This is a genomic window from Nocardioides dilutus, from assembly GCF_054779555.1.
Map to the genome: position 1 here is coordinate 1,145,409 of NZ_BAAGYA010000002.1, position 24,071 is coordinate 1,169,479.

The 24,071-nt window shown below is 70.7% G+C and carries 26 protein-coding genes; 14 read left to right on the top strand and 12 right to left on the bottom strand.

From position 1 onward, the window contains the following. Positions 1 to 31 precede the first annotated feature (31 nt). The 4 genes from ACYVC6_RS15200 to nucS form a co-directional block, all read right to left on the bottom strand. Complete coding sequence (locus ACYVC6_RS15200) at positions 32 to 586, bottom strand: hypothetical protein (protein WP_460715226.1); 555 nt, start codon at positions 584 to 586, stop codon at positions 32 to 34. Continuing rightward, entirely contained in the window at positions 576 to 2,444 is a 1,869-nt protein-coding gene (locus ACYVC6_RS15205; protein ID WP_460715227.1) for a right-handed parallel beta-helix repeat-containing protein, read from the bottom strand. Before ACYVC6_RS15205 ends, ACYVC6_RS15200 begins: the two co-directional genes overlap by 11 nt. Positions 2,445 to 2,489: 45 nt before the next feature. Beyond that, positions 2,490 to 2,813 carry a DUF952 domain-containing protein gene (locus tag ACYVC6_RS15210; protein WP_460715228.1) on the bottom strand — a complete coding sequence of 108 codons (324 nt, stop codon included), beginning with the start codon at positions 2,811 to 2,813 and terminating at the stop codon, positions 2,490 to 2,492. A 137-nt stretch (positions 2,814 to 2,950) separates the two neighbouring features. Continuing rightward, positions 2,951 to 3,634, bottom strand: a complete 684-nt coding sequence (gene nucS / locus ACYVC6_RS15215) for an endonuclease NucS (RefSeq protein ID WP_460715229.1) — start codon at positions 3,632 to 3,634, stop codon at positions 2,951 to 2,953. Between the two features lie 25 nt (positions 3,635 to 3,659). Here nucS and ACYVC6_RS15220 point away from each other — a divergent pair, with 25 nt between their 5' ends. After that, complete coding sequence (locus ACYVC6_RS15220) at positions 3,660 to 4,184, top strand: GNAT family N-acetyltransferase (RefSeq protein ID WP_460715230.1); 525 nt, start codon at positions 3,660 to 3,662, stop codon at positions 4,182 to 4,184. 29 nt (positions 4,185 to 4,213) lie between these two features. Continuing rightward, positions 4,214 to 6,022: a 3-hydroxyacyl-CoA dehydrogenase family protein gene (locus ACYVC6_RS15225; RefSeq protein WP_460715231.1), complete on the top strand. Its 1,809-nt coding sequence runs from the start codon at positions 4,214 to 4,216 to the stop codon at positions 6,020 to 6,022. A 4-nt stretch (positions 6,023 to 6,026) separates the two neighbouring features. Here the strand turns inward: ACYVC6_RS15225 and ACYVC6_RS15230 are convergent, their stop codons facing one another. Then, positions 6,027 to 6,923, bottom strand: coding sequence for a DUF6910 family protein (locus tag ACYVC6_RS15230; RefSeq protein ID WP_460715232.1), 897 nt, complete (start codon positions 6,921 to 6,923; stop codon positions 6,027 to 6,029). 63 nt (positions 6,924 to 6,986) lie between these two features. Here ACYVC6_RS15230 and ACYVC6_RS15235 point away from each other — a divergent pair, with 63 nt between their 5' ends. Continuing rightward, positions 6,987 to 7,820, top strand: coding sequence for a hypothetical protein (locus ACYVC6_RS15235; RefSeq protein WP_460715233.1), 834 nt, complete (start codon positions 6,987 to 6,989; stop codon positions 7,818 to 7,820). 36 nt (positions 7,821 to 7,856) lie between these two features. On the opposite strand, the gene ACYVC6_RS15240 is transcribed toward ACYVC6_RS15235, so the two are convergent. Continuing rightward, positions 7,857 to 9,746, bottom strand: coding sequence for a S8 family serine peptidase (locus tag ACYVC6_RS15240; RefSeq protein ID WP_460715234.1), 1,890 nt, complete (start codon positions 9,744 to 9,746; stop codon positions 7,857 to 7,859). 43 nt (positions 9,747 to 9,789) lie between these two features. On the opposite strand from ACYVC6_RS15240, the gene ACYVC6_RS15245 reads away from it, so the two are divergent. Both ACYVC6_RS15245 and ACYVC6_RS15250 read left to right on the top strand, forming a co-directional pair. Then, positions 9,790 to 10,536: an endo alpha-1,4 polygalactosaminidase gene (locus ACYVC6_RS15245; RefSeq protein WP_460715235.1), complete on the top strand. Its 747-nt coding sequence runs from the start codon at positions 9,790 to 9,792 to the stop codon at positions 10,534 to 10,536. Beyond that, the gene (locus tag ACYVC6_RS15250; RefSeq protein ID WP_460715236.1) at positions 10,527 to 11,321 is read left to right on the top strand and encodes an alpha/beta fold hydrolase; all 795 of its coding nucleotides are present in this window, start codon (positions 10,527 to 10,529) and stop codon (positions 11,319 to 11,321) included. The genes ACYVC6_RS15245 and ACYVC6_RS15250 overlap by 10 nt, the downstream gene beginning before the upstream one ends. Here the strand turns inward: ACYVC6_RS15250 and ACYVC6_RS15255 are convergent. Next, the gene (locus tag ACYVC6_RS15255; RefSeq protein ID WP_460715238.1) at positions 11,318 to 11,851 is read right to left on the bottom strand and encodes a CGNR zinc finger domain-containing protein; all 534 of its coding nucleotides are present in this window, start codon (positions 11,849 to 11,851) and stop codon (positions 11,318 to 11,320) included. The genes ACYVC6_RS15250 and ACYVC6_RS15255 overlap by 4 nt on opposite strands. Positions 11,852 to 11,889: 38 nt before the next feature. On the opposite strand from ACYVC6_RS15255, the gene ACYVC6_RS15260 reads away from it, so the two are divergent. The 3 genes from ACYVC6_RS15260 to ACYVC6_RS15270 are packed head-to-tail and all read left to right on the top strand — an operon-like array spanning position 11,890 to position 14,512. After that, positions 11,890 to 12,861, top strand: a complete 972-nt coding sequence (locus ACYVC6_RS15260; protein WP_460715239.1) for an EamA family transporter — start codon at positions 11,890 to 11,892, stop codon at positions 12,859 to 12,861. Positions 12,862 to 12,920: 59 nt separating this feature from the next. Further along, the gene (locus tag ACYVC6_RS15265) at positions 12,921 to 13,421 is read left to right on the top strand and encodes a SigE family RNA polymerase sigma factor (protein ID WP_460715240.1); all 501 of its coding nucleotides are present in this window, start codon (positions 12,921 to 12,923) and stop codon (positions 13,419 to 13,421) included. Continuing rightward, positions 13,418 to 14,512 (top strand): hypothetical protein, encoded by a 1,095-nt coding sequence (locus ACYVC6_RS15270; protein WP_460715241.1) that lies wholly within the window; start codon positions 13,418 to 13,420, stop codon positions 14,510 to 14,512. Before ACYVC6_RS15265 ends, ACYVC6_RS15270 begins: the two co-directional genes overlap by 4 nt. A gap of 1 nt (position 14,513) precedes the next feature. Here ACYVC6_RS15270 and ACYVC6_RS15275 read toward each other — a convergent pair whose 3' ends face one another. The 4 genes from ACYVC6_RS15275 to mce form a co-directional block, all read right to left on the bottom strand. After that, positions 14,514 to 15,659 carry an AI-2E family transporter gene (locus ACYVC6_RS15275; RefSeq protein ID WP_460715242.1) on the bottom strand — a complete coding sequence of 382 codons (1,146 nt, stop codon included), beginning with the start codon at positions 15,657 to 15,659 and terminating at the stop codon, positions 14,514 to 14,516. Continuing rightward, entirely contained in the window at positions 15,656 to 16,954 is a 1,299-nt protein-coding gene (locus ACYVC6_RS15280) for a hypothetical protein (protein ID WP_460715243.1), read from the bottom strand. Before ACYVC6_RS15280 ends, ACYVC6_RS15275 begins: the two co-directional genes overlap by 4 nt. A 102-nt stretch (positions 16,955 to 17,056) precedes the next feature. Next, a complete protein-coding gene (gene ccrA / locus ACYVC6_RS15285) occupies positions 17,057 to 18,394 on the bottom strand; it encodes a crotonyl-CoA carboxylase/reductase (RefSeq protein WP_460715349.1) in 1,338 nt (445 codons plus the stop codon). A gap of 181 nt (positions 18,395 to 18,575) precedes the next feature. Further along, on the bottom strand, positions 18,576 to 19,028 hold the full coding sequence (gene mce / locus ACYVC6_RS15290) for a methylmalonyl-CoA epimerase (protein WP_460715244.1): 453 nt from the start codon (positions 19,026 to 19,028) through the stop codon (positions 18,576 to 18,578). Positions 19,029 to 19,134: 106 nt separating this feature from the next. Here mce and ACYVC6_RS15295 point away from each other — a divergent pair, with 106 nt between their 5' ends. Together ACYVC6_RS15295 and meaB are read left to right on the top strand one after the other, a co-directional pair. Then, positions 19,135 to 20,343, top strand: a complete 1,209-nt coding sequence (locus tag ACYVC6_RS15295; protein ID WP_460715245.1) for an acetyl-CoA C-acetyltransferase — start codon at positions 19,135 to 19,137, stop codon at positions 20,341 to 20,343. Continuing rightward, positions 20,336 to 21,328 carry a methylmalonyl Co-A mutase-associated GTPase MeaB gene (gene meaB / locus ACYVC6_RS15300; RefSeq protein ID WP_460715350.1) on the top strand — a complete coding sequence of 331 codons (993 nt, stop codon included), beginning with the start codon at positions 20,336 to 20,338 and terminating at the stop codon, positions 21,326 to 21,328. The genes ACYVC6_RS15295 and meaB overlap by 8 nt, the downstream gene beginning before the upstream one ends. Here meaB and ACYVC6_RS15305 read toward each other — a convergent pair. Continuing rightward, positions 21,325 to 21,852, bottom strand: a complete 528-nt coding sequence (locus ACYVC6_RS15305; protein ID WP_460715246.1) for a mycothiol transferase — start codon at positions 21,850 to 21,852, stop codon at positions 21,325 to 21,327. The two genes, meaB and ACYVC6_RS15305, sit on opposite strands and share 4 nt — an antisense overlap. 56 nt (positions 21,853 to 21,908) lie before the next feature. Between ACYVC6_RS15305 and ACYVC6_RS15310 the strand changes: the two genes are divergently transcribed. The 4 genes from ACYVC6_RS15310 to ACYVC6_RS15325 are packed head-to-tail and all read left to right on the top strand — an operon-like array spanning position 21,909 to position 24,060. Next, entirely contained in the window at positions 21,909 to 22,418 is a 510-nt protein-coding gene (locus tag ACYVC6_RS15310) for a VOC family protein (protein ID WP_460715247.1), read from the top strand. Continuing rightward, complete coding sequence (locus ACYVC6_RS15315) at positions 22,415 to 23,254, top strand: SDR family NAD(P)-dependent oxidoreductase (protein ID WP_460715248.1); 840 nt, start codon at positions 22,415 to 22,417, stop codon at positions 23,252 to 23,254. The genes ACYVC6_RS15310 and ACYVC6_RS15315 overlap by 4 nt, the downstream gene beginning before the upstream one ends. A gap of 43 nt (positions 23,255 to 23,297) precedes the next feature. Next, entirely contained in the window at positions 23,298 to 23,507 is a 210-nt protein-coding gene (locus ACYVC6_RS15320) for a hypothetical protein (protein ID WP_460715249.1), read from the top strand. Between the two features lie 22 nt (positions 23,508 to 23,529). Then, positions 23,530 to 24,060: a PH domain-containing protein gene (locus ACYVC6_RS15325; RefSeq protein ID WP_460715250.1), complete on the top strand. Its 531-nt coding sequence runs from the start codon at positions 23,530 to 23,532 to the stop codon at positions 24,058 to 24,060. The last annotated feature ends 11 nt before the right edge of the window (positions 24,061 to 24,071 follow it).

The following is a 24,071-nucleotide window of genomic DNA, read 5'->3' on the forward strand; positions in this document are numbered from 1 at the left end:
GTCCTAGCCCAGGAGTCCTAGCCCAGGACTCCTAGCCCTGCGGCCGTGAGGTGGCCGTCGAGTTGGGGCAGAAGGCCTCCCGCGGCGATCCGGTGTGCAGCTCCTCGGGGAGAGCGAGCGTCACGTCGTCCTCGAACAACCCCGCCTGGCTGGTCCGCAGCCGGACCTCGGTGACGAACGAGCCGGAGCGCGACGAGAGCGTCTCGCACCCACCCATCGCCATGGCGAGGGTGACCTCCGTCGAGTCGCCGCCGCCGACCTCGAAGGTGTCCTGCCCTGCCGGCCCGGTCACCTCGACCAGGTGGAACAGCCGAGGGTCGGCCTGGTCCGGGGCGAGGCCGAGCACGGTGACCGGCAGCCACCCCTGGTTGGTGAGGCGGAACGTGTAGCGCAGCGTCCCGGCGTCGGCGTAGCGCACCTGCCGGACCGTCCGGTCCGCGACCTGGAACACGGCGGTGGCCTCGGTGCCGGTGACCGACGTGGGCCCGGCTGCGTCGAGGTCCGGAGTGCTCCGGGCACCGGCCACCCCACCGGCGAGCACGAGGCCCGCCAGCGCTGCGAGGGCTACGAGTGTCTTACGCAGCACGCCTTCTCCGGACCAGGCCCAGGGCGCCGAGCGCGCCGAGCACGGTCAGCACCGGGAGACCCACCAGCACGCCCTGCTCCTGGGGACTGGTGTCGAACCTGCTCGTCGGTGCTCCCGCGCGCGCGTTCGGCCGCACCGGGTCCTCGAACCACTCGCAGCCGGGCGGGTGGCGCAGGTCGGGGTCGCTGCGGTCGTACTGGCTGCAGGACAGGAAGCCGGCGTCCTTGACCGGTGCGCCCGGGGTGTTGACCGACCCACCGGCCGCGCACGACGGTGGCGGGACGGTGAAGTTGGAGGTCTGGACGCCGCGGGAGTAGGTGTTGCCCTGCCAGCAGTTGCCGCCGCCCTCGTCGTCCCACCAGTGGTCGACCCCGTTGTGGTGGATCGCGCCGTCGGGAGCGATCCCCATCTGGTTGTCGGTGGTCTGGTTGTTGTGGGACGTGTCGTAGAGCTTGGCGGGGTCGAACTCGTCGCGCAGCGGAGCGGGCACCCAGAACTGCATGGTCCCGTAGCGCCAGTTGTCGTAGATCCAGTTGTGGTCGGTCGAGTTGAAGTTGCCGCCGGCGATGAGCACGCCGGTGCCCACCGGCGTCGGGACCACGGGGCAGACCGTCCCGTCGATGTAGCCGCGTTCCTCCATCGGCTTCGCGCACACGCCCGTGTCGATGTACTTGGCGTAGTAGTTGCTGTTGTTGGAGTAGATCTGGTTGTGGCTCCACCGGGCGTGGTCCTGCGGCAGCCCCGGGTGACCGGGGAACAGCGAGTCGGTCGCGATGCCCGTGGCGTTGTCGTAGAACCGGTTGTGGTGCGCCCAGATCGAGTTGCCGGCGGTGCCGGAGTAGCCGAGCGTGTTGTCGTGGCTGCGGTTGCGCCGGATCTCGATGGCGTAGCGGGTGGGCACGATCGAGGTGTTGTCGGCATTGAGGTCCGCCCCGGAGCCCGGGTAGATCCCCGAGTCGCCGTTGTAGTACGTGTCGGACCGCTGGATGAGGCCGTGGTCGCTGGCGAAGGCGAGGATGCCGTACTCGTCGTTGCCACGCGCGGTGATCTTGTCGACGAAGAAGCCGTCGGTCTCCAGGACGTAGATCGCGTTGAACTCCGACTGCTGGACGGTCAGGTTGCGCACGACGGCGCCCCCGGCGCGGTCCAGCCGGATCGCGTTGAGCTTGTTGAAGTCGTTGTCGATCACGACATCGGTCATCCGGCGGCCGGTCCCGACGATCTGGATGCCGCAGAACTTGCTGTCGCAGCGGATCGAGCTGTTGTTGGGGGTCTTGTCGCCGAAGACGGCGATCAGGTTGAGGTTGTGCGGGCACGCCCGCTGGTCGGCGTAGGACAGTGCGATCGGGTCGGTGGTGCCGGACTCCTCGGCGGCCCGTTGGTCCTCGTCGGGCCCTCCGGTGTCGGGAGAGGAGATGCTGCCGATGTATTCCGATGCCTCCAGCGGCGCCTTGGACGCGGTGCCGAGATGCGAACAGTAGTTGCTCCGCTGGTTGCCGGCGGTCGGCCGCTCCCTGTAGGTGCCGGGCAGGACGTAGATCGAGGTGTTGCGCTTGCGCACCGTGTCGATGGCGGCCTGGATGTTGCGGAACTCGCACTTCTTCAGCAGCCGCTCGTTGCGCTGCTTGACCTTGCCGTCCGGGAGCTTGGCGATGAGGCCCTTGCTGCCCGGCCGGCACACCACCCTTGCGCGAGGGTTCTTGTAGCCGCGGAACTTCGGCACCTTGCCCGTGCCGTCGGGGAACGTCGCCGGACGCTCCTCGTGGGCTGTCGACGGGGTGGCGCCGAGAGCGACGAGGCCGACGGCGAGCGGTGCAGAGAGCAGCAGAGCGAGCAGGACGCGCGCAGCACGAGACATCCGAGATCCTTCCGTCTCGGCTCCAACGAAGGGTGGTGAACGGAGTTACGTCGTGCGGATCGGCGTGACCGTGACCACGGCGTCCGGTGACAGCGGTCCGTAGATGTGGGGGAACGTCTCCGCGGCGTCTGGCGCCGCCAGCTCCTCGACCCAGGGAACGTCGAGCAGGTCGGTGTCGATCTCCAGCAGCACCAGCGGCTCATCGACCCCGCCGTAGTAGCGCTCCCGCACCGCCTCCCACTGGTCGGCGCGACTGGCGTGGAGGAAGCCCTCCTCTTCGAGGGTCACGCCGATGGTCGAGGTCGTGTAAGCCCCGGACTCCTGCGCTGCCGCCCAGTCGGTCGCCGTGGCGATGTGGAAGATCCGCACGCGCACACGCTCTCAGAATCGCGCCGAGTCGTCGTTACTGATGGGCAGTAGCGCCGACTCGGGGTGGGGGGTGGGCTGGTGGCGCGCCGAGTCGTCGTTACTGATGGGCAGTAGCGCCGACTCGGCGTCGAGCGGAGTCAGAAGAGCCGGTGGCTGGGATCGTCGAGGCCACGCAGGGCGTCGTAGTCGACGGTGGCGCAGGTGATGCCACGGTCCTCCGCCAGGACTCGGGCCTGGGGCTTGATGACCTGGGCAGCGAAGATCCCGCGGACCGGGCCCTTCGTGGTGAGCAGAGGCTCGCGGTTGAGCAGGTCGAGATAGCGGGTGAGCTGCTCGACGCCGTCGATCTCGCCGCGGCGCTTGATCTCCACGGCCACGCTGGCGCCGGCGGCGTCGCGGCACATGAGGTCGACCGGACCGATCGCGGTGGGGTATTCGCGGCGGACGAGGGTGAGGCCCTCGGCGAGGGTGGCCGGGTGCTCGGCGAGCAGCTCCTGGAGGTGCTTCTCGACGCCGTCCTTCTGCAGACCCGGGTCGATGCCGAGCTCGTGGGAGGAGTCGTGGTGGATCTTCTCGATCAGGATCCGCAGGGTGTCGTCGTCCTTGCCGGTGACGGTCCACTCGACGTGGCCCTCGTCGGTGGTGCCTTCCCGGACCTTGCAGGGCGGTGACATCCAGTTGAGCGGCTTGTAGGAGCCGCCGTCGGAGTGGACCAGGACCGAACCGTCGGCCTTGACCATCAGCACCCGCGTCGCCATCGGCAGGTGGGCCGTGAGCCGTCCGGCGTAGTCGACCTGGCACCGAGCGACGACGAGCCTCACGGGCGGTGAATCTACAGTGGCGGTCGTGCCCCCGTCGTACGCCGTCCGCCCGCTGCGCGCGGCCGACCTCAAGCACATCGCCGCGATCGAGGACTCGGGTGCACCGCAGTTCCGCGCCGCCTTCGGTCCTGACATGCACCCGGTGCTGACCCAGCCTGCCGACTCTGGGTGGGAACGAGACGCCAAGCCGGGGTTCATCCTCGTGGCGGCGGACGGGGGCGAGCCCCCCGTGGGTTTCGTCCACGTGCTGGAGCTCGACGGCCACGCCCACCTGGAGCAGCTGTCGGTGCGCCCGGAGGCGCAGCGTCAGGGCGTCGGCGCCGCCCTGGTGAGGGCGGCGATGCGCGAGGCGCGCCGCGACGGGCACCGGCAGCTGTCCCTGTGCACCTACCGGGACCTGCCGTTCAACGGGCCGTTCTACGCGACGCTCGGCTTCGAGGAGGTCGCGGACCTGCTTCCCTTCCAGCAGGAGCTGCGCGAGCACGAGAGCCAGATCGGGCTCGACGCCGACGGGGTCCGAATCGTGATGTCCGTCGCCCTCCGCCCATAGTTACCCGTGGGTCAACTAGCATCCGGCGCATGACCGACGTCACCACTGAAGAGCCCACCGGACGAACCTTCGAGACCATCGGAATCGTCGGTCTCGGCACCATGGGAGCCGGCATCGCTGAGGTGTTCGCGCGCGAGGGCTTCAAGGTCATCGGCGTGGACCAGAACGACGAGGGGCTGGACCGTGGTCGTCAGCACCTCGAGCACTCGACCGGCCGGGCCGTGGCCCGCCAGAAGATGACCGAGGAGGAGCAGGCCGAACTGCTCGGCCGCATCTCTTTCAGCACCGAGCTCAAGGACCTCACCGACGCCGACTTCGTCGTCGAGGCCGTCGTGGAGTCCATCGACGTCAAGAAGCAGATCTTCCGCGAGCTCGACTCGATCGTGGCGCCCGAGGCGATCCTGGCCACCAACACCTCGTCGCTGTCGGTCACCGACATCTCCACGGCGAACTCCCAGCCGGGCCGGGTCATCGGGGTGCACTTCTTCAACCCGGCGCCGGTGCAGGGGCTGGTCGAGATCGTCCGCACCGTGGTCACCGAGGAGCAGGTCCTCGCCGACGTCTCCGCCCTGGTGCGACAGGTGGGCAAGAACCCGGTCGTCTGCGGCGACAAGGCGGGCTTCATCGCCAACACGCTGCTGTTCGGCTACCTCAACCACGCCGTGGCGATGTACGAGGGCAAGTATGCGTCCCGCGAGGACATCGACGCCGCGATGCGGTTCGGCTGCGGCTACCCGATGGGTCCGCTGCAGCTGCTCGACCTGATCGGCCTCGACACGGCCTACGAGATCCTCGAGACGATGTATCGCCAGGGCCGCGACCGCCTGCACGCGCCTTCGCCCATCCTCAAGCAGATGGTCACCGCCGGCATGCTCGGCCGGAAGACCGGCCGGGGCTTCTACACCTACGACGCCCCGGACAGTCCCAGGACCGTCGCCGACGACCAGACCCCCTCCGAGGCCGACAAGCCGAAGCTGCACCACGACATCAAGCAGGTGGGCGTGGTCGGCACCGGGACGATGGCCAGCGGGATCGTCGAGGTGTTCGCGAAGGCGGGCTACCAGGTGCTCTTCGTCGGCCGCTCCCAGGACAAGGTCGACGGCGTGGTCACCGCGATCACCAAGAACTTCGACCGCCAGATCCAGCGCGGGCGGGCCACCGAGGAGGACAAGGCCGCCGTCCTCACCAGGGTCAGCGGCACCACCTCGCTCGACGACCTCAAGGACGTCGACCTCGTGGTCGAGGCGATCGCCGAGGACCTCGCGGTCAAGACCACGCTGTTCGAGAACCTCGACGACATCTGCAAGCCGGGCGCGATCCTGGCCACCACGACCTCGTCGCTGCCGATCATCTCGCTGGCCAAGGTCACCACGCGGCCGCAGGACGTCGTCGGCATGCACTTCTTCAACCCGGCACCGGTCATGAAGCTGGTGGAGGTCGTCTCGACCGTCTCGACGGCGGAGGACGTCACCGAGACGACCCGGGCGCTCTGCGACAAGATCGGCAAGGTCGCCGTGTCGTGCGCCGACCGCGCCGGGTTCATCGTCAACGCGCTGCTGTTCCCCTACCTCAACGACGCGGTGAAGATGCTCGAGGCGCACTACGCGACCGCGGACGACATCGACACCGCGATGAAGCAGGGCTGTGCGCTGCCGATGGGGCCCTTCGAGCTGCTCGACGTGGTCGGCAACGACGTCTCGCTGGCGATCCAGCGCGAGCTCTATCTCGAGTTCCGCGAGCCAGGCTTCGCGCCGGCGCCGCTGCTCGAGCACCTGGTCACCGCGGGCTACCTCGGTCGCAAGACCAAGCGCGGCTTCCGGGACTACTCGACGCGCTGAGGACCTAGAGCCGAACGTCGAGGGTCAGCACGGAGGACGGGACCTCGGGGTCGTCGGCGTCGACCGTGGCGAGCAGCCGCCCGCCCCTTTCGTCCCACTCCAGCACGGCCAGCCCCTCGACCTTGGCGATTCGGCCGTCCGGCTCGGGGAGGCTGACCGTGGTGACGGTGACGTCGCCGTCGAGCAGCGCCAGCGCGGAGCCGAGCACCGGCCCGTCGTCGTATGTGTTGGGGCTGTCCTCCGCGGCGGCGCTCACCAGGATCCGCCCGTCCGGGAGCGTGACTGCGTCGGTGGTGGCCAGCGCCAGTCCGTCCGGGCTCTCGAGGACGTAGTGCCGCACGTCCTGCACAGCGATGAGTGAGTCCTGACCGAGCCCGCGCACCGCATCGAGGAGTGCTCGAAGATCGACGTCGACACTGGCGGTCGGCACCCCCGCAGCAGGCAGCCCGCGCTGGAACCAGCGCAGCCGGTCACCGACGACGCAGGCGCCCTCGAGGTTGAGCCTGTCCGGTGACACCGCGAGCAGCTCGGCGGCGCGGGCGTAGACCGCGCTCAGGTCGCCGACGCTCGGGCCACCGCCCGGCGCCAGCCAAGCTCCGCGCATCCGGGCCGGCGTGGACCCGGAGCCCAGCATCAGCACCCCGCCGTCGATGTCGACCGCGGCCTCCAGGTCCGGCTTGAGGTCCTTGGTCCCCGTCGCCTCGGAGAACACCTCGTGGCCCTCCACGGCCGGGAAGACCCGGACCGGCGTGCCCACGCCGCGTCGCCACCAGCAGGCGTGGGTCGCGTCGTCCTGTCCCACCAGCCAGCCGTCGGCGTAGGGGGCGATCGCCGACGCGGCCCGGACTGGCGTGCCGTCGGCGAACCGGAGCAGCCCGGTCTCGACGAGGTCCACCTGCATCCGACGATCCTCCCAGGGTGACGATCCGGCGGTCACCCACCACCTGATCCGTAGGCTCACAGCATGGAGCTGCTCGTGATCCTGGCGGTGCTGGCCGCCGTGGTCGTCGTCGTGGGAGTGGCCAACAGGCGCACCCAGGCCAGGGAGCTCGAGCGCCGCGCCGCGGAGCTCGAACCGGTCAAGAAGCTGGCCTACGAGGACATCACCGCACTGGGGACCGAGCTCCAGGCGCTCGACGCCGAGGTCGCTGGTGTCACTCTCGACGATGGTGCCCGGGCGGACTACCAGCGAGCGCTCGACGCCTACGAGGACGCGAAGGCCTCAGGCGACGCCATGACCGCGCCGGACGACATCCGGCACGTCACGGAGATCCTGGACGACGGCCGTTATGCCATCGCCTGCGTGCGCGCCCGGGTCGCCGGCGAGCCGCTGCCGACTCGGAGACCGCCGTGCTTCTTCGACCCGCGGCACGGGCCGTCGGTGACCGACGTCGACTACGTCCCGGCCGGGGGAGCCAGCCGGCCGGTCCCGGCCTGCGCGCTGGACGCCGAGCGGGTTCGGGCGGGTGCGGACCCCGACGTCCGCACCGTGATGACCGGTTCGCGCCGGGTGCCCTACTGGCAGGGTGGTCCGGCGTACGCGCCGTACGCCGCGGGCTACTTCGCCGCCGGCGCCGGGATGAGCCTGCTGTTCGGAGGCCTGCTCGTCGGCTCCATGGGTGGCTGGGGGTTCGGCGAGGGCTGGGCCGACCACGGTGACGGTGGCGGCGACGCGGGCGAGACCGGCGGCTCGGGCGGAGACTACGGCGATGCCGGCGGTGACGCGGGCGGCGGCGACTTCGGGGGCGGCGGCGACATGGGTGGCTTCGGGGACCTCGGCGGCGGCGTCGACTTCTGAGCCGCCGCCGAAGTCAGGACCTCAGCGCTTGGCCCCCTATCGCTTTGCCAGCTGGGCGGCCTGCACGAACACCACACGACCGTTGACCGAGTCGCTGTCGATGGTGTCGGGGTCGGAGACGGCGTAGTCGCCGGTGACCTCGATCGTGTAGGCGCCGGGGGCCAGGCCCTTCACCAGGACGTGGGCGATGCCGGTCGAGTAGAGCATGTCGGTCGTGGTGGTGCCGACCGTCTTGCCCGAGGAGTCCTTGACTACCGCGGTGAAGCTGAAGAGGTTGGCGCCGGCCTGACCGGTGGTCGGGTGCACCACGACGACCTTGAGGGCGTCGGCCCCCGAGCCGACCGTGAGCTCGCGGGTCGCCGAGTAGGACCCCATCGCCGTGACCGGAGGCGCTGCCTCCTCCCAGAGGTCCGAGCGGACCACCCGGTAGCCGTCCTGGCGGGCCAGCCGCCGATCGGCCTTCTTCTGGGCCTTCGCGAGCTTCTTCTTCCACTTCTTCTTGGCGGTGACGAGCTTGACCGCCTTGTCGAGGTTGACGTGGCCGTAGCCGACCTGCCAGGAGCCGAGCCTCTTGCCCTCGGCGAGCACCGGGGTGGCGGTCGCGGTGAGCGCCTGCTGGACCTGCAGCGGGGTGAGCCTCGGCTTGGCCTGCTCCAGCACCGCTGCCGCGCCGGCGACGTGCGGCGACGCCATCGAGGTGCCGGACGCCTCCGCCTGGCCGTGTTCGGGGCAGGGGCCGATGACGCTGCCGGTGCTGTCGCAGGACGAGGAGATGTCCACGCCGGGCGCCATCACGTCGGGCTGGGTGTTGCCGACCCGGTCGCCGGTGAAGACGGTGTGTCCTCCGGGGCCGATCGGGGCGGCCGCACCGTTGTCGAACTCGAGGCCGTTGGAGGAGAAGTCACCCCGCTCGCGCTCGACGCTGCCGGCGGCGACCGAGATGACCCACGGGGCCTGGTTGAAGGGGCTGACGCTGGCCTCGCCGTTCTCGCTGCCGGAGTTGCCGGCGGCGAAGACCACGGTCGCGCCGCGGTCGGTGACCGCCTTGGTGGCGACGTTGACGGGATCGGCGGGGTCGAACTGGCGGAAGCTGTTGCCCCAGGAGTTGTTGAAGACGTCGATGCCGAGCATCCCGGGCTGAGCCAGCGCATAGTCGTAGGCCGTGACCACGGCCGTGGTCGTGATGACCGCGCCGATCGCGAAGCAGGCGAGCGTGGCGTCGGGCGCGACGCCGAGGTTGGCCGGGCCGGAGGTGCCGTCGGCGGCGACGATGCCGGCGACGTGGGTGCCGTGGCCGCTGCCGAGGTCGGTGTTGCTGTAAGGCCCTTGGTCGGCCGGGATGACGAGCTGGGGGGTGGTGCCGGAGTTGACGTACTCCGGGCTGACCAGCGTCACGTTGTGGGTGATGTGGTCGGCGAGGTCGGGATGGGTGCCGTCACAGCCCGAGTCGACGATGCCGACGGTCACGCCCTTGCCGGTGAGACCCCTGGCGCGCAGCCGCTGCGCCGCCGCCGGTGAGGTCGACATCGCGTCTGCGGAGGTCGTGTCGTAGTAGCGCAGCGTCTCGTCGGGATAGACGTCGTTGCCGATCTTGGCGGCCTTGACCAGCTTGGCGGCCGGGCCGGCCACCAGCGCGAGCGGCAGCTTCCGCATCGGCTGGACGGTGAGACCCAGGCCCCGCAGCGCCGAGACCTGGGAGGCGGTGGGCACCTTGTCGAAGGTGACGATCGCCCGGCGGACCAGCGGGCCGGCGGTGACCAGCCGGCTGAGTCCCGGCAGGGAGGAGGTGGCCGCGGGCGCGGCGACGGACGTGGACGGCTGGGACGCGGCCGCGGCGGGGATGCCCGCAGCAGAGGCGCCGGCGGCGGCGACCGACACGGCGCAGGTGAGCGCGAGCAGTCGGGACCGGGTGCGGATCGAAGGCATGGTCCTATCAACGCCCGCTGCGCCCGGAGGCTACGTTCTCCGGGTGAGGACCGCACTCGCCGTCCAGGTGCTGACCGCGTTGGTCGCCCCGGCGCTGACGCTGCTGCCGACCGGCACCGACGTGGACTACCAGCTCGGTGGCGCGTCGCCGGCCCCCGACCACGTCGGCATCGTGGTGCGCGACCGTGCGGAGGAGCCTCAGAGCGGCCGCTACAACGTCTGCTACGTCAACGGGTTCCAGACCCAGCCGCACGAGAAGGCCTTCTGGCGCAAGCGCCCGGCGCTGCTCCTCCGCGACCGCGACGGTGACCCGGTGGTGGACGAGGCGTGGGGGGAGTGGCTGCTCGACCTGCGGACCGCCGACAAGCGGAAGCGGATCGCGAGGATCGTCACCCGGTGGACCGCCGGCTGCGCGGACGACGGCTTCGACGCCGTCGAGTTCGACAACCTCGACTCCTTCACGCGCAGCCACGGCCTGCTCAAGCGCCGGCACGCGCTGAAGCTTGCGCGGCTGTTGACCAAGGGAGCCCACCGGCACGGCCTCGCCGCGGGGCAGAAGAACCTCGCGGGCTTCGACGGCCACCGGGTCGGCTACGACTTCGCGGTCGCCGAGGAGTGCGGGCGCTACGACGAGTGCGGCGCCTACGTCGACGACTTCGGCGACCAGGTGCTGATGGTGGAGTACCGGGCTGCGGACTTCGAGGCCACCTGTGCGGCGTACGCCGAGACGCACGCGGTCGTGCTGCGCGACCGCGAGCTGTCTCCCGAGGGTGTGCACGAGTGGTGCTGAACACGTCGCACCTGGGGGAGTCCGGGAGCCCCGTCGCCTTCTGTCACGGCCTCTTCGGCCAGGGCAAGAACTGGACGGCGATCGGGAAGGCACTGGCCGACGACCACCGAGTCCTGCTCGTCGACCTGCCCGACCACGGCCGGTCGCCGCGCAGCGACCGGTTCGACTACGTCGACTACGCCGACCAGGTGGCCGAGGTGGTCGCCGCGGACTTCGGCGCCGACGACCCGGTCGCGCTGGTCGGGCACTCGATGGGCGGCAAGGTGGCGATGCTCCTCGCCCTGCGCCGGCCCGAGCTGGTCGAGCGGCTGGCCGTCGTGGACGTTGCTCCGGTGCCCTACGACCACGCCGTCGAGTTCGACGGCTACATCGCGGCGATGAAGGCCATCGACCTCGACGCGCTGGAGCGCCGCACCGACGCCGACGAGGCGCTGCGCGACGCGGTGCCCGACCCGATGGTCCGGGGCTTCCTGCTCCAGAGCCTGCGGCGCGAGCACGACGGCTGGCACTGGCTGCTCAACCTCGACCTGCTCGGCCGCGACCTCGACCTGATCACGGACTGGCCGGAGGACCGGGTGGCGGGCGCAGCGGCGTACCCGCGACCGGTGTTGTGGGTCGGCGGCCAGGCCTCGCGCTACGTGCGGCCCGAGTATGCCGAGGCGATGGACCGCTGGTTCCCCCTCAACCGCCGGGTCACGGTGAAGGACGCGGGCCACTGGGTCCACGCCGAGCAGCCCGAGGTGTTCCTCGAGGTGCTGCGCCGGTTCCTGCGCCAGGGCTCCTAGGCCTGCTGGCGGGCCCGGTAGGCGGCGACCGCGTTGCGGTTGCCGCAGGTGGTCGAACAGAACCGGCGGGACCGGTTGCGGGACAGGTCGAGGACGATGCCCTCGCAGGTGTCGTCGGCACAGATGCTGAGTCGCGACATCTCGTCGGCGCGGATGACGTCGACCATCGCCATCGCCGTCTCGACGATGATCCGGTCGGCCAGCGGAGCGTCGAGGTCGATGGCGTGGATGTGCCAGTCGAGTGCGTCGTGCCGCACGAGCTGGGGGACCGCTCCCGCGTCCGCCAGCCACTGGTTGACCAGCTCGACCGCCGTGTCCCGGTCTGCGGTGAGCAGGTCCCTCAGCCGGCCCCGGATCGCCCGCACGGCGTCCAGCTCGGCTGGGGTGCGATCGTGGCGCCCGGAGTAGGAGTAGTCGTCCCAGATCACGTCGAGGTCGGCGACGGTGGTGAGGGTGTCTGGTTCGAGCGCGCTGTTGGCCATGAGCACCGCCGACTGCAGCGCCATCTCGGTGTCATGGGTGAAAACCACGTTGACATGTTACATCGTCAGGCGTAGTGTCATGTGCCATGAGCACGATGACCAATGACACGGTCACGACCGCACCCCCCGGGGCGCGACTCGGCACCGGTCTCGTGCTCGCCCTCGTCTCCGCCGGCTCGTTCGGCATGTCCGGCGCCCTGGCCCGCGGCCTGCTCGACACCGGGTGGAGCGTGGGCGCGATCGTGCTCGTGCGCATCGGCATCGCGGCGCTCGTGGTCCTACCGTTCGCCCTCGTGTCCCTGCGGGGTCGCTGGGGCCTGCTGCGGCGCAACGCCGGGCTCATCGTCTTCTACGGCCTGCTCGCGGTGGCGGGCGCGCAGTTCTGCTACTTCTCGGCGGTCCAGTACATGCAGGTCGGCCCCGCTCTCCTCATCGAGTACACCGCGCCCGCCGCGGTGGTCGTGTGGATGTGGCTGCGGCACGGCCAGCGACCCGGCCTCATGACCCTCGCGGGCGCGGGACTGGCGGCGCTGGGCCTGGTGCTGGTCCTCGATCTGGTCTCCGGCGCCGACCTGAGCCTGCCCGGCGTGCTGTGGGCCCTGGGGGCGATGGTCGGCTGCGCCGCCTACTACATCATCAACGGCGACGACACGACCGGCCTGCCGCCGATCGTGCTCGCCGCGGGCGGTCTGGTCGTGGGCGCGCTGGCCGTGGCGCTGCTGGGCGTCGCGGGGCTGCTTCCGATGGGCACCTCGACGAGTGACGTGGCCTACGCCGGCTCCTCGTTCGCCTGGTGGCAGCCGCTCCTCGTCCTGGCGGTCTTCACCGCCGCGCTCTCCTATGTCACCGGCGTCGCGGCCGGCCGGCTGCTGGGGTCCCGGCTGGCGTCCTTCGTAGCGCTGACCGAGGTCGTGGCGGGGGTCCTGTGGGCCTGGCTGCTCCTCGACGAGCTGCCGCGCTCGGTGCAGCTCGTCGGCGGCCTGCTGATCCTGGCCGGGGTGGTCGGCGTCAAGCTCGGGGAGCGCACGGTCGTGATCGAGGAACACGTCGGGGCCTAGTTCGAGGCTTGCTGCAACATCTGCGCCCTCCCGGACGTGTGTTGTGCGTGGATGTGGTCGTGACGGACAGACCATCGGGCACCTCGACCTTCGAGGACTGGGCTACCGCCCGGGTGCCCGCGCTGCTGCGCTTCGCCTACCTGGTCGTCGGGTCCCAGCACGCCGCGGAGGACGCGGTCCAGGAGGCCCTGACCTCGGCCTGCGCCAAGTGGGCGCGGGTCTCGCGCACCAGGGACCCCGAGGCGTACGTGCGGCGGATGATCGTCAACGCGCACGTGTCGGGCTGGCGGCGGACCAGGCGGGAGTCGCCGGTCGAGGTCGTCCGCGAGACGACGTACGCCGACCCCGAGGCCGCCGTCGACACCGGCGACGCCGTGTGGGGGGTGTGCCAGCGCCTGCCCCGCCAGCAGCGCGCCGCGGTCGTGCTCCGGTTCTACGAGGACCTCGACTATCCGGAGATCGCCGAGATCCTCGGGGTGGCCGAGCCCACCGTGCGCTCGCACGTCCACCGGGCCCTCGCCGCGCTGAGGGTGGAGCTTTCCCAGGAGGACGAGCGATGACCGACGACACCAGGCTCGAGGACGCGTTCCGCGTCGGGCTGCAGCGCCACGCCGACGGCGTGGACACGAACGTCGACCTGCTGGGCCCGGCCCGGTCGGCCGCGCGCGGTCGCCGCCGCCGGACCTGGGTGGCCGGCTCGGTCGGCCTGGCTGCTGCGGCGCTGGTCACTGCCGTCGTCGTCCAGGATGCCGGAGGACCCGATGGCCGCGACGACAGCCAGGTCGTCGACCGGGAGCCCAGCGATCCGCTGCCAACCGAGTGGCGCAGTGAGGTGTGGCACGGCGTCCAGGTCGAGGTGCCGGCCAACTGGGGTTGGGGCACCGCACCGATCAGTATGTCGTTCGATCCCCGGTCGCGGCTGTTGTGCGGTGGACCCGGAGGCATGGTGCGCGCTGATGGGAAGCGACTGGTCAACCCCGAGGAAGGGACGCCGTGGGTCGGCCGACCAGTCATGCTCTCGGACCTGTGCCTCGGCGAGCCGTACCCGGAGCCGAAGGCGCCGTACGTGTGGCTGGGCGCGACCCTGCCCGCGGGCACCGCCGACGTCGGCAACGGATTTACCCAGGAGACCGTCGAGGTCAACGGCACGACCCTGACAGTGGCCACCGACGACCCTGCCCTGCGCCGGCTGATCCTCGACTCCGCAGGGTCTCCCGACGGTTGCGAGGCGAGCCTGGGTGCGGCACCTGTCGTCGACTCGATGCTGATGGAAGGCCTGCGAAACCCCAGCTCGGCGCAGGTGTGCGCCTACCGCCGGGAGGAGGGCGCCTCGACGTTCGATCTCGTCTATGCCACGACGCTCGACGACGAGGCGGCGGCCGACTACCACGCGCAGGTCTACGACGGCGGGTTCGAGAGCTCGCCAGAGTTCTGCGGGAGGGGCGGCGACGAGCGGGTGCTGATCACGATCACGGGGGAGGACCCTTACGGGGCCGACGAGGTCACCCAGGCGACTGTCGTCGACCCGGAGTGCCGCGAGGTGCAGGGCTCTCCCGGAATGGTGTCCCCACTCAGTGACGCAGGGATGGCCGCCTGGTCGAGGAACGGCGTGCAGGCCGTCCTGCGCGCGTTCATCGGCGTCCTCGGCTGAGCTACCTGGCGTCCTGCCTCCGGACGAACACCTCGCGGGTCAGCATCAGGAGCGCCGCGGCTGTCGGGATGGCCAGCAGGGCGCCCACCACACCGAGCAGCGCCGCCCCGATCAGCGCGGCGATGACCGTCACGGCGCCCGGCACGTCGACGGACTTCGAAATCACCCGCGGGTAGATCAGGTAGTTCTCGACCTGCTGGTAGACCAGGTAGAAGACGGCGCAGGCGATCCCGATCTTGGGGTCCTCGGCGAAGCCGATGGCCGTGACGATGACCGCGCCGATGGTCGCACCGATCATCGGGATGACGTCGAGCAGGGCGACCACGAACGCCAGCGCGACGGCGTACTCGCCGAGGCCGACGATGAACAGGAACACCAGCGACGAGATGCCCGCGCACATCGAGACGACGAAGGCACCGCTGACGTAGCCGCCCACGCCCCGGATGATGTGGTCGCCGAGCCTGGAGACCCGGTCACGGCGCGAGGCCGGCGCCAGGCGGTAGAACGCGGCCTTGATGGTGGCGAACGAGGAGAGGAAGTAGAGCGTCAGCACCAGCACGATGAAGGCGTTGAACAGCACGCCCAGCACCGCGAGGCCGAAGCCGAGCGCGCCCCCGAAGAGGGTGCTCACGAAGGCCCCGTCGGTCACGTAGTCCCGGATCTTCTCGATGATGTGGTATTCCTCGTCGAGGTCCTGGACGGTCTGGTTGTTCTGCAGCCGGTCGAGCCAGCCGGGAGCGTTGTCGGTGATGGAGGCGACCTGATCGGTGATCACCGGCACGATCGCCACGAAGAACAGCACGACCGCGATGAGCACGGCCAGGATGACGTAGGAGACGGCATAGCGACGGCGCACGCCGCGGCGCTCGATCCACTCCACGGACGGGTTGAGCCCGGCAGCGATGAAGAACGCCACGATGATCAGGACGAGCGTCGGCCCGATCGTGGCGATGTTGGTCGCGAGCCAGTAGGCGAGAAGCGCCCCGGAGGCGCCGACGAAACCCATGTAGAACGGCGCCCGGTGGTCGAGCGGCGCACCGGGGTCGCCGAGGCCGTCCGGCCCGTCGACCGCCGCCTCGTCGTCGGCCTTGCCCTCGGACTCCTCGGGCGGGTCAGCGACCGGGGTGGGCTCCGCGTTGGCGGTCATGAAGCGTCGTCATCACCGAACCCGGCCACGACGTCGCGCAGCGACGCGAGCTGTGCGGTGATCGCGTCCCGGCGCTTGCTGAGCCGGTCGACCTCGGCGCGCAGCAGTGCCACCTCGCGCTGCCGCTCGGCGTCACCGCTTGAGCGCACCGCCTCCGCCTGGGTGTTGGCGGCGGCGATGATCTGCTCGGCCTCGCGCCGGGCCCGGGACAAGATGGCCTCGGACTCCTTGGCCGCCACGTCGCGGGCCTCCTTGGCCTGGGCGAGCGCGTCCCGGGCCCGCTGCTCGGCCGCGCTGGCCCGCGCCTCGGCGTCGTCGACCAGCTTCTTGGTCTCGGCGATGGCGCTGCTGTGGTGCTCGGTCGCCTCGCGGGCCAGGCGCTCACGCTCCACGGCGAGCAGCCGCTTGGCCTCCTGCACCTCGCGGTCGACGGCCGCCCGCTGCTGCTCGGCCTCGCGCTGGGCGCCGGTGCGCAGCTCGGTCGCCTCCTGCTGGGTGGCGAGCCGCAGCTGGTCGGCCTCCCGGGTGGCGCTGGCCACCAGGTCCTGAGCCTCGCTCTGGGCCAGGGAGCGTGCCTGCTCCGCGTCGGTGAGCATCCGGGTGCGCTGCTCGTCGAGCTCCTTGAGCTGCACGATCCGCATGTCCTCGGCCTCCCGCGAGGCCTCGGCCTTGATCGCCTGGGCGTCGCGTGCGGCCTGGGAGCGGATCTCCTCGGCGTCGCTCTGCGCCACCGCCCGCATCTCGGAGGCCTCCTCCTCGGCGAGCCGGAGCATCGCCGAGGCGCGGCCGCCCAGCCCGGCGTAGGACGGGTTCTTGACCTCGTCGAGCTGGCTGAGCAGGTTGTCGAGCGAGGCCTCGAGCTCGGCGCTCCGCTTCTCGTGCTGGGCGATCGCGGCGGTCAGCGCCGCGCGGTCCGCCGCGAGCTGCTGCAGCCGCTGGTCGACCGCGGCGGCGTCGTAGCCGTTCTTGCGGACCACCGGGAGGGGGCCGGCCGGCGGCGGCGGGACCGGGCCGGGGGCGGGGGGGATGGTCGGCACCGCCCGGGTCTGGGTGACCGGGTCTTCCTGCTGCTTGGCGGGCGCCGGTGGCCGGGTCGGCTTCGGCTGAGCCGCCTCCTCCTTGGCCACGTCCTTGGGCAGCGCCGGGATCACGACGGTCGCCTCGGCGTCGGGGTCCGGCTTGTCCTCCGGCTTCTCGTCCGGCTGGTCCTGAACCGTGGCGGACTGCTCCTGCACCTCACCGGTGTTGGCGCTGTCCTCGGGCTCGTCTTCGAAGATGGACAGACCCTGGTTCATGGAGCGGGCTCTCTTCCGAGTGGGGGCACGGGCGGGTCACCCATGCTGCCCGATCCGGAGGCGATCCGCACACCCGGGTCCCGCCCGCGGACAGGTGCGCGCTCAGACGTCGCGGAAGCGGTTGATCTCGGTCTCGTGCTTGGCCCGGAGCTCGGGGTCGCGCACGCCCAGTCCCTCCTCGGGGGCCAGGCAGAGGACCCCGACCTTGCCCTGGTGGAGGTTGTGGTGGACGTCGAGCGCGGCCTGTCCGACCTCGTCGAGGGTGTAGGTCTTGGACAGGGTGGGGTGGATCCTGCCCTTGGCGATGAGGCGGTTGGCCTCCCATGACTCGCGGTAGTTGGCGAAGTGGGAGGAGATGATCCGCTTGAGGTTCATCCACAGGTAGCGGTTGTCGTACTCGTGCATGTAGCCGCTGGTCGAGGCGCAGGTGGTGATGGTGCCGCCCTTGCGGGTGACGTAGACGCTGGCGCCGAAGGTCTCCCGACCCGGGTGCTCGAAGACGATGTCGATGTCCTCACCGCCGGTGAGCTCACGGATCTTGGCGCCGAAGCGCTTCCACTCCTTCGGGTCCTGGGTGTGCTCGTCCTTCCAGAACCGATAGCCCTCCTCGGCGCGGTTGATGACCAGCTCCGCGCCCATCGAGCGCGCGATCTCGGCCTTGTCGTCGCTGGAGACCACGCAGACCGGGGTGGCGCCGCCGTTGAGGGCGTACTGGGTCGCGAAACCGCCCAGGCCGCCCGACGCGCCCCAGATCAGGACGTTGTCGCCCTGCTTCATGTCGCCGCCGTTCTTGGAGACCAGCTGGCGGTAGGCCGTGCAGTTGACCAGCCCGGGGGAGGCGGCCTCCTCCCAGGTCAGGTGCTTCGGCTTGGGCATCAGCTGGTTGGCCTTGACCAGCGCGATCTGCGCGAGGCCGCCGAAGTTGGTCTCGAAGCCCCAGATCCGCTGCTGCGGGTCGAGCATCGTGTCGTTGTGGCCGTCGGGGTCCTCCAGCTCCACCGACAAGCAGTGCGCGACCACCTCGGTGCCGGGCTTCCACTTGGTCACCCCGGGACCGGTCTGCAGCACCACGCCGGCCAGGTCGGAACCGACCACGTGGTAGGGGAGGTCGTGCCGCTTGGTCAGCTCCGACAGCCGGCCGTAGCGCTCCAGGAACCCGAAGGTCGAGACCGGCTCGAAGATCGAGGTCCACACGGTGTTGTAGTTGATCGCGCTCGCCATGACCGCGACCAGTGCCTCGCCCGGGCCGAGCTCGGGGAGCGCGACGTCCTCGACGTGCAGCGACTTGCGTGGGTCCTTCTCCTTGGAGGGGATGCCCTCGAACATGTCCACCTCGTCCTTGCGGACCAGGGCGGCGCGGTAGGACTCGGGGATCTGGAGGTTCGCGAACTCCTCGGCAGGGGTGTCACCGGCGAGGATGGCGTCGAGGATCTGCTGCATGCTCATGAAGGTTACCTATCAGTAATGTCGGGGATCGACTGGTTGTGACCTGGACGACGCGATCGGGGCGGGTTCCAGCCTGGGCTGCGGTGGTCTCGACTCGCCCGTCGCGGCTTCGTCCCTCAGCCGCGGGGCTTGCTCGACCTTCGCTCGCCCACGTAGGCCGCTCGTCCCTCGCGGCCTACTGCTCGCTCGGCTCCACCAGCTCGACGAGCACGCCGCCCGCGTCCTTGGGGTGGATGAAGTTGATCCGTGAGTCCGAGGTACCCCGTCGCGGGGCGTCGTAGAGCAGGCGTACGCCGCGCTCGCGCAGGATCGCGCTGACCGCCTCGACGTCGGTGACCCGGTAGGCCATCTGCTGGACGCCGGGACCCGAGCGCTCGAGGAACTTGGCGATCGTCGACCCCTCATTCAGCGGCGCCAGCAGCTGGATGTGGGAACCCGAGTCCCCGACGGCCATCATCGCCTCGCGGACGCCCTGCTCCTCGTTGACCTCCTCGTGAGCCAGGCGCATCCCGAAGGTCTTCTCGTAGAAGCTGACCGCCTCGTCGAGGTCGGCGACGGCGATCCCGACATGGTCGATGGCGGTGAACAGGTGGCCCGGGATCCCGAGGTCGGGAGTGTCGGAGGTCATGCCGGGCATGGTTACAGAGCGCTAACCGGAGAAGTAAGGTCGAGAGCAGCATCCGTGGCGAGGTCTTCGTCACGTCGAGGGTCTGAACCACTCCTGGAGGTACGCCGTGTCTGACGCTCAGCCGTCATCTGGATCCGTCATCGTCGCCGGGGCCCGCACCCCCATCGGGCGCCTCCTGGGCGGCCTGAAAGACCTTTCCGCCGCCGACCTCGGTGGCATCGCGATCAAGGGCGCCCTGGACAAGTCGGGCGTGTCGCCCGACCAGGTCGACTACGTGATCATGGGCCACGTCATCCAGGCCGGCGCCGGCCAGATCACCGCCCGCCAGGCGTCGGTCAAGGCCGGCATCCCGATGGCCGTGCCCTCGATCACGATCAACAAGGTGTGCCTGTCCGGGATCAACGCGATCGCGCTCGCCGACCAGCTGATCCGCGCCGGTGAGCACGAGATCGTGGTCGCCGGCGGAATGGAGTCGATGACCAACGCCCCGCACGTCCTGCCGAAGTCCCGCGAGGGCTTCAAGTACGGCGACGTGGCGCTCGTGGACTCGATGGCCTACGACGCGCTCTACGACCAGTTCACCGACCAGCCGATGGGCAACCTCACCGAGGGCTGCAACTCCGGCGCCCGCGAGCTCACCCGTGAGGAGCAGGACGCCTTCTCCGCACGCTCCCACCAGCTCGCCGCCGAGGCCTGGAAGAACGGCGTCTTCGACGACGAGGTGGTCCCGGTCCCGGTGCCGCAGCGCCGCGGCGACCCGGTCATGGTGACCACCGACGAAGGCGTCCGCGGCGACACCACCGCCGAGTCGCTGTCCAAGCTGCGCCCGGCCTTCAGCAAGGACGGCACCATCACCGCGGGCTCGTCCTCGCAGATCTCCGACGGTGCCTGCGCCGTGGTCGTGATGAGCAAGGCCAAGGCCGAGGAGCTGGGCCTGCCGTGGCTGGCCGAGATCGGCGCCTCCGGCCAGGTCGCCGGCCCGGACTCCAGCCTGCAGAGCCAGCCGGCCAACGCGATCAAGAAGGCCGTGGACAAGGAGGGCATCTCGACCGCCGACCTCGACCTGGTCGAGCTCAACGAGGCCTTCGCCGCCGTGGGCATCGTGTCGGCCCGCGAGCTGGGCATCGCCGAGGACAAGGTCAACGTCAACGGCGGGGCGATCGCGCTGGGCCACCCGGTCGGCATGTCCGGGGCTCGGATCGTGCTGCACCTCGCGCTCGAGCTCAAGCGCCGCGGCGGCGGCACCGGTGCCGCCGCGCTGTGCGGTGGCGGCGGCCAGGGCGACGCGCTGATCGTCAAGGTTCCCTCTGCCTGAGCACAGGTCGCCTGGGACGCCCGCGACCCCCGGGTCGCCTGACGTCGCCGACCTCGTCTCCCGGGCCCGCGACGGCGAGGCCCGGGCCGTGGCCCGCCTGGTCTCGCTGGTGGAGGGCGGTTCGCCCCAGCTCCGCGAGGTCATGGCGGCGCTGGCGCCGTACGCCGGGCAGGCGCACGTCGTAGGTCTCACGGGGTCCCCGGGGGTCGGCAAGTCCACGTTGACCAGCGCGCTGGTCAAGGTGCTGCGCGCCGAGGGCAAGCGGGTGGGCGTCCTGGCCGTGGACCCGTCCTCGCCGTTCTCTGGCGGTGCGCTGCTGGGCGACCGGGTGCGGATGGGTGACCACGCCCTCGACGAGGGCGTCTACATCCGCTCGATGGCCTCGCGCGGCCACCTCGGCGGCCTCGCCTGGACGACGCCGCAGGCGCTGCGGGTGCTGGACGCTGCGGGCTTCGACGTGGTCCTGGTCGAGACGGTCGGCGTCGGTCAGAGCGAGATCGAGGTGGCCGGGCTCGCGGACACCACCGTGGTGCTGCTCGCGCCCGGGATGGGCGACGGCATCCAGGCGGCCAAGGCGGGCATCCTGGAGATCGGCGACGTCTTCGTCGTCAACAAGGCCGACCACGAGGGAGCCGCGCAGACGCGGCGGGAGCTCCGGTCGATGATGAACCTGTCGGATCGCGGCGCTCACGGCTGGAAGCCGCCGATCGTCAGCACGGTCGCGCGGGCCGGGACGGGTCTCGACGAGCTGGCCGCCGCGCTCGCCGAGCACCGGGCCTGGCTGGAGGAGACGGGACAGCTGACCGTGCGGCGCACCAAGCGGGCCCGTGACGAGATCGAGGCGATCGCGCTCGCCGCGCTGCGGCAGCGCTGGGCCGACGTCAACGGCAGCGCCGACCTCGACGACCTCGCCGCGTCGGTCGCGACGGGGGAGTCCGACCCGTACGCCGCCGCCGACCGGCTGCTCGAGGGACTCGAGGCCTAGCCCATCGACTTCTGGCCGTCGAGCGACTCGCGGATGATGTCGGCGTGGCCGGCGTGCTGTGAGGTCTCGGCCAGGATGTGCAGGAACACCCGGCGGGCCGACCACCGCGCGCCGGGCGGGAACCACGGGGCCGAGGGCAGCTCGTGGCTGTCGTCGAGGCTGTCGACCGACTCGACGAGCGCGTCGGTCGCCGCCGCCACGGCGGCGTAGGCGTCGAGCAGACCGGCCAGGGTCTCGCCCTGGAGCATCCGGAACCCGTTGGCGTGCTCGAGCACCTCGGCGGGCGGGTTGGACCAGTCGATGTTCGCCCAGTCGACGGTGTGCTCCCTGGGCCCCTCCACCACGAACCGGGCCCACTCCTTCTCGGTGGCGGTCACGTGCTTGACGAGCCCGCCGAGGGTCAGCTCGCTCGCCGTGGTCCGCATGGACGCCTGCTCGTCCGTCAGGCCCTGGACTGTGAACCGGAAGAGCTCGCGGTGCTTGGTCAGGGCTTCGAGGATGTCGGTGCGCTCGGTGGAGGTCATGGGACAACGGTAGGACCGCATCAGGTCAGATCCTGACCGCAACTACATTGCTGCCCGTGACGATCGCGAGCGGCCCGATCACCCAGATCTGCTGGGTCACCGACGACGTCGGCGCCACCGAGCGGCTGCTCTCCGAGCAGTTCGGCGTCGGGGCGTGGACCCGCATCCCCGACGTCGAGTTCGGCGCGGACACGACAACGCTCCGGGGGAAGCCGGTGCGGTTCGTCGCCCACATCTCGCTGGGCTACGCCGGCGACCTCCAGCTCGAGCTGATCCAGCCGGTCGAGGGACCGACGATCCACGCCGAGTTCCTCGCGGAGCACGGGCCGGGCCTGCACCACGTGTGCATCGAGGTCGACGACGTCGGGGCGGCCTGCGACGCCGCCGAGGCGGCCGGCGTCCCGGTGCTGATGCGGGGGTCGATGATGGGCGACGAGATCGAGTTCGCCTACGTCGACGGGTCGGCCGGCGGAGCGCCGTACGTCGAACTCGCCCGCATCGGCCCGCAGATGCAGGCGTTCTACGCTGCGGTCAAGCAGGCGAGCCGGGAGCGGGAGTCAGGATGAGCAAGGTCGCTCTGGTCACCGGCGTCGCGCCCGGCTCGCTCGGCGAGGCGACCGCGGAGGCGCTCCGCGAGCGCGGCTTCCGGGTCCTGACTACGACGAGGAGCTGCCCGGTCAGCGCGGATACGCACCCGCTCGAGCTGACATCGCGGGCCTCGGTGGCCGCGCTCGCGGCCTGGCTCACCGAGTCCACCCGGCGCCTCGACGTGCTGGTCAACAACGCCGGGATCCACCTCGACCTGCGCTCGACCTGGCGAGAGCCCCAGCTCGTGGACGGGAAGGAGGTGCACTGGCGCACCAACTACCTCGGCACCGCCCAGCTCACCCGGCTGCTCCTGCCCGTGCTGCTCGACACCGCGAGCTCGGCCGGCGAGGCCCGCGTCGTCAACGTCGTGTCCAAGCTGCACGAACGCGGCCGCAACGAGGGTCTCGACGGGCACCTGGTGCCCTACGACTCGTGGGCGGCGTACGGCACCTCGAAGCTGGCGCTGATCCACGAGGCGGCCGAGATCGAGCGCCGCTACGGCGCCCAGGGTCTGCACGGCTACTCGTTGCACCCCGGAGCGCTCAGCACCAACATCGCCGACCGCGGGCTGGAGTCGGCGCCGGTCCTCCAGCGGATTCGCCGGCTGCTCCTGCCGTTCGAGCGCCGGGCCCTCACGTCACCGAGGGTGGGCGCCCGCACTGTCATCCACTGCGCGACCTCGCCGGAGGCTGTCCCCGGCGGCTACCACCGGTCCCGTGCGGTCGCCGAGCCGTCTGCGGACGCGCTGGACGCCGAAGCCGCCCGGCTGCTGTGGGAGTCGACGGATCGCTGGGTCCGCGAGTCCCGCCGGTAGGCGCGCCTCCCACGGAACCGCTGGGACTGTTGGTACGAATGGGATGTACCTGTGTGTCCACCGGGACGTCCACGAGAGGAAGCGCGTCGCGATGAAGAAGGCCGTGCCGTTCCTGATCGTGCTCTTCGTCGGCTACTACGTGCTCCAGGATCCCGCGGGTGCCGCCGGTCAGGCGGGCGACGCCGTCGGCGGCCTGTGGGGGCTGACCACCCAGCTCTTCGACGCGCTGATCGACTTCTTCGACGCGCTCTGAGCCGGCTGGGTGAGCGCCTGACATGAGCAGCGGTCTGCTGGCCTCGATCACCGAGCCGAACATCGGGCGCCACCTCCTGCGCGAGGAGGGCGAGGTCGTCGTCGACGAGGTGCGCCGCCACTGGATCGCCTACGTCCGCCCGGCCGCGGAGGCGTGGCTCGCCCTGGTGCTGCTCATCGTGGGGGCCTTCGGTGTCGACATGGACGCCGGCTGGGTCTTCATCGTGCCGGCGCTCGCCCTGATGGCCCACGCCGCGTGGGTCTTCGTCCGCGAGCGCCGCGAGTGCTTCGTGATCACCAACATGCGGGTGTTCCGGCTGCACGGGGTGCTCGTCTACCACCTGGCGACGATGCCGCTGAGCCGCATCCTCGACATCAGCGTCACCAAGCCGCTGCACGGCCGGATCCTCGGTTTCGGTCACTTCGTCTTCGAGTCCGCCGCCCAGGAGCAGGGCCTGAAGGAGATCAGGTACGTCGCCCGCGTCGACGAGCGCGACCTGACCATCCAGCGGGTCGTCCAGCGCTCGGGCCTGCGCGGTCCCCGGCTGGGCTGAGGGCGGGCCCC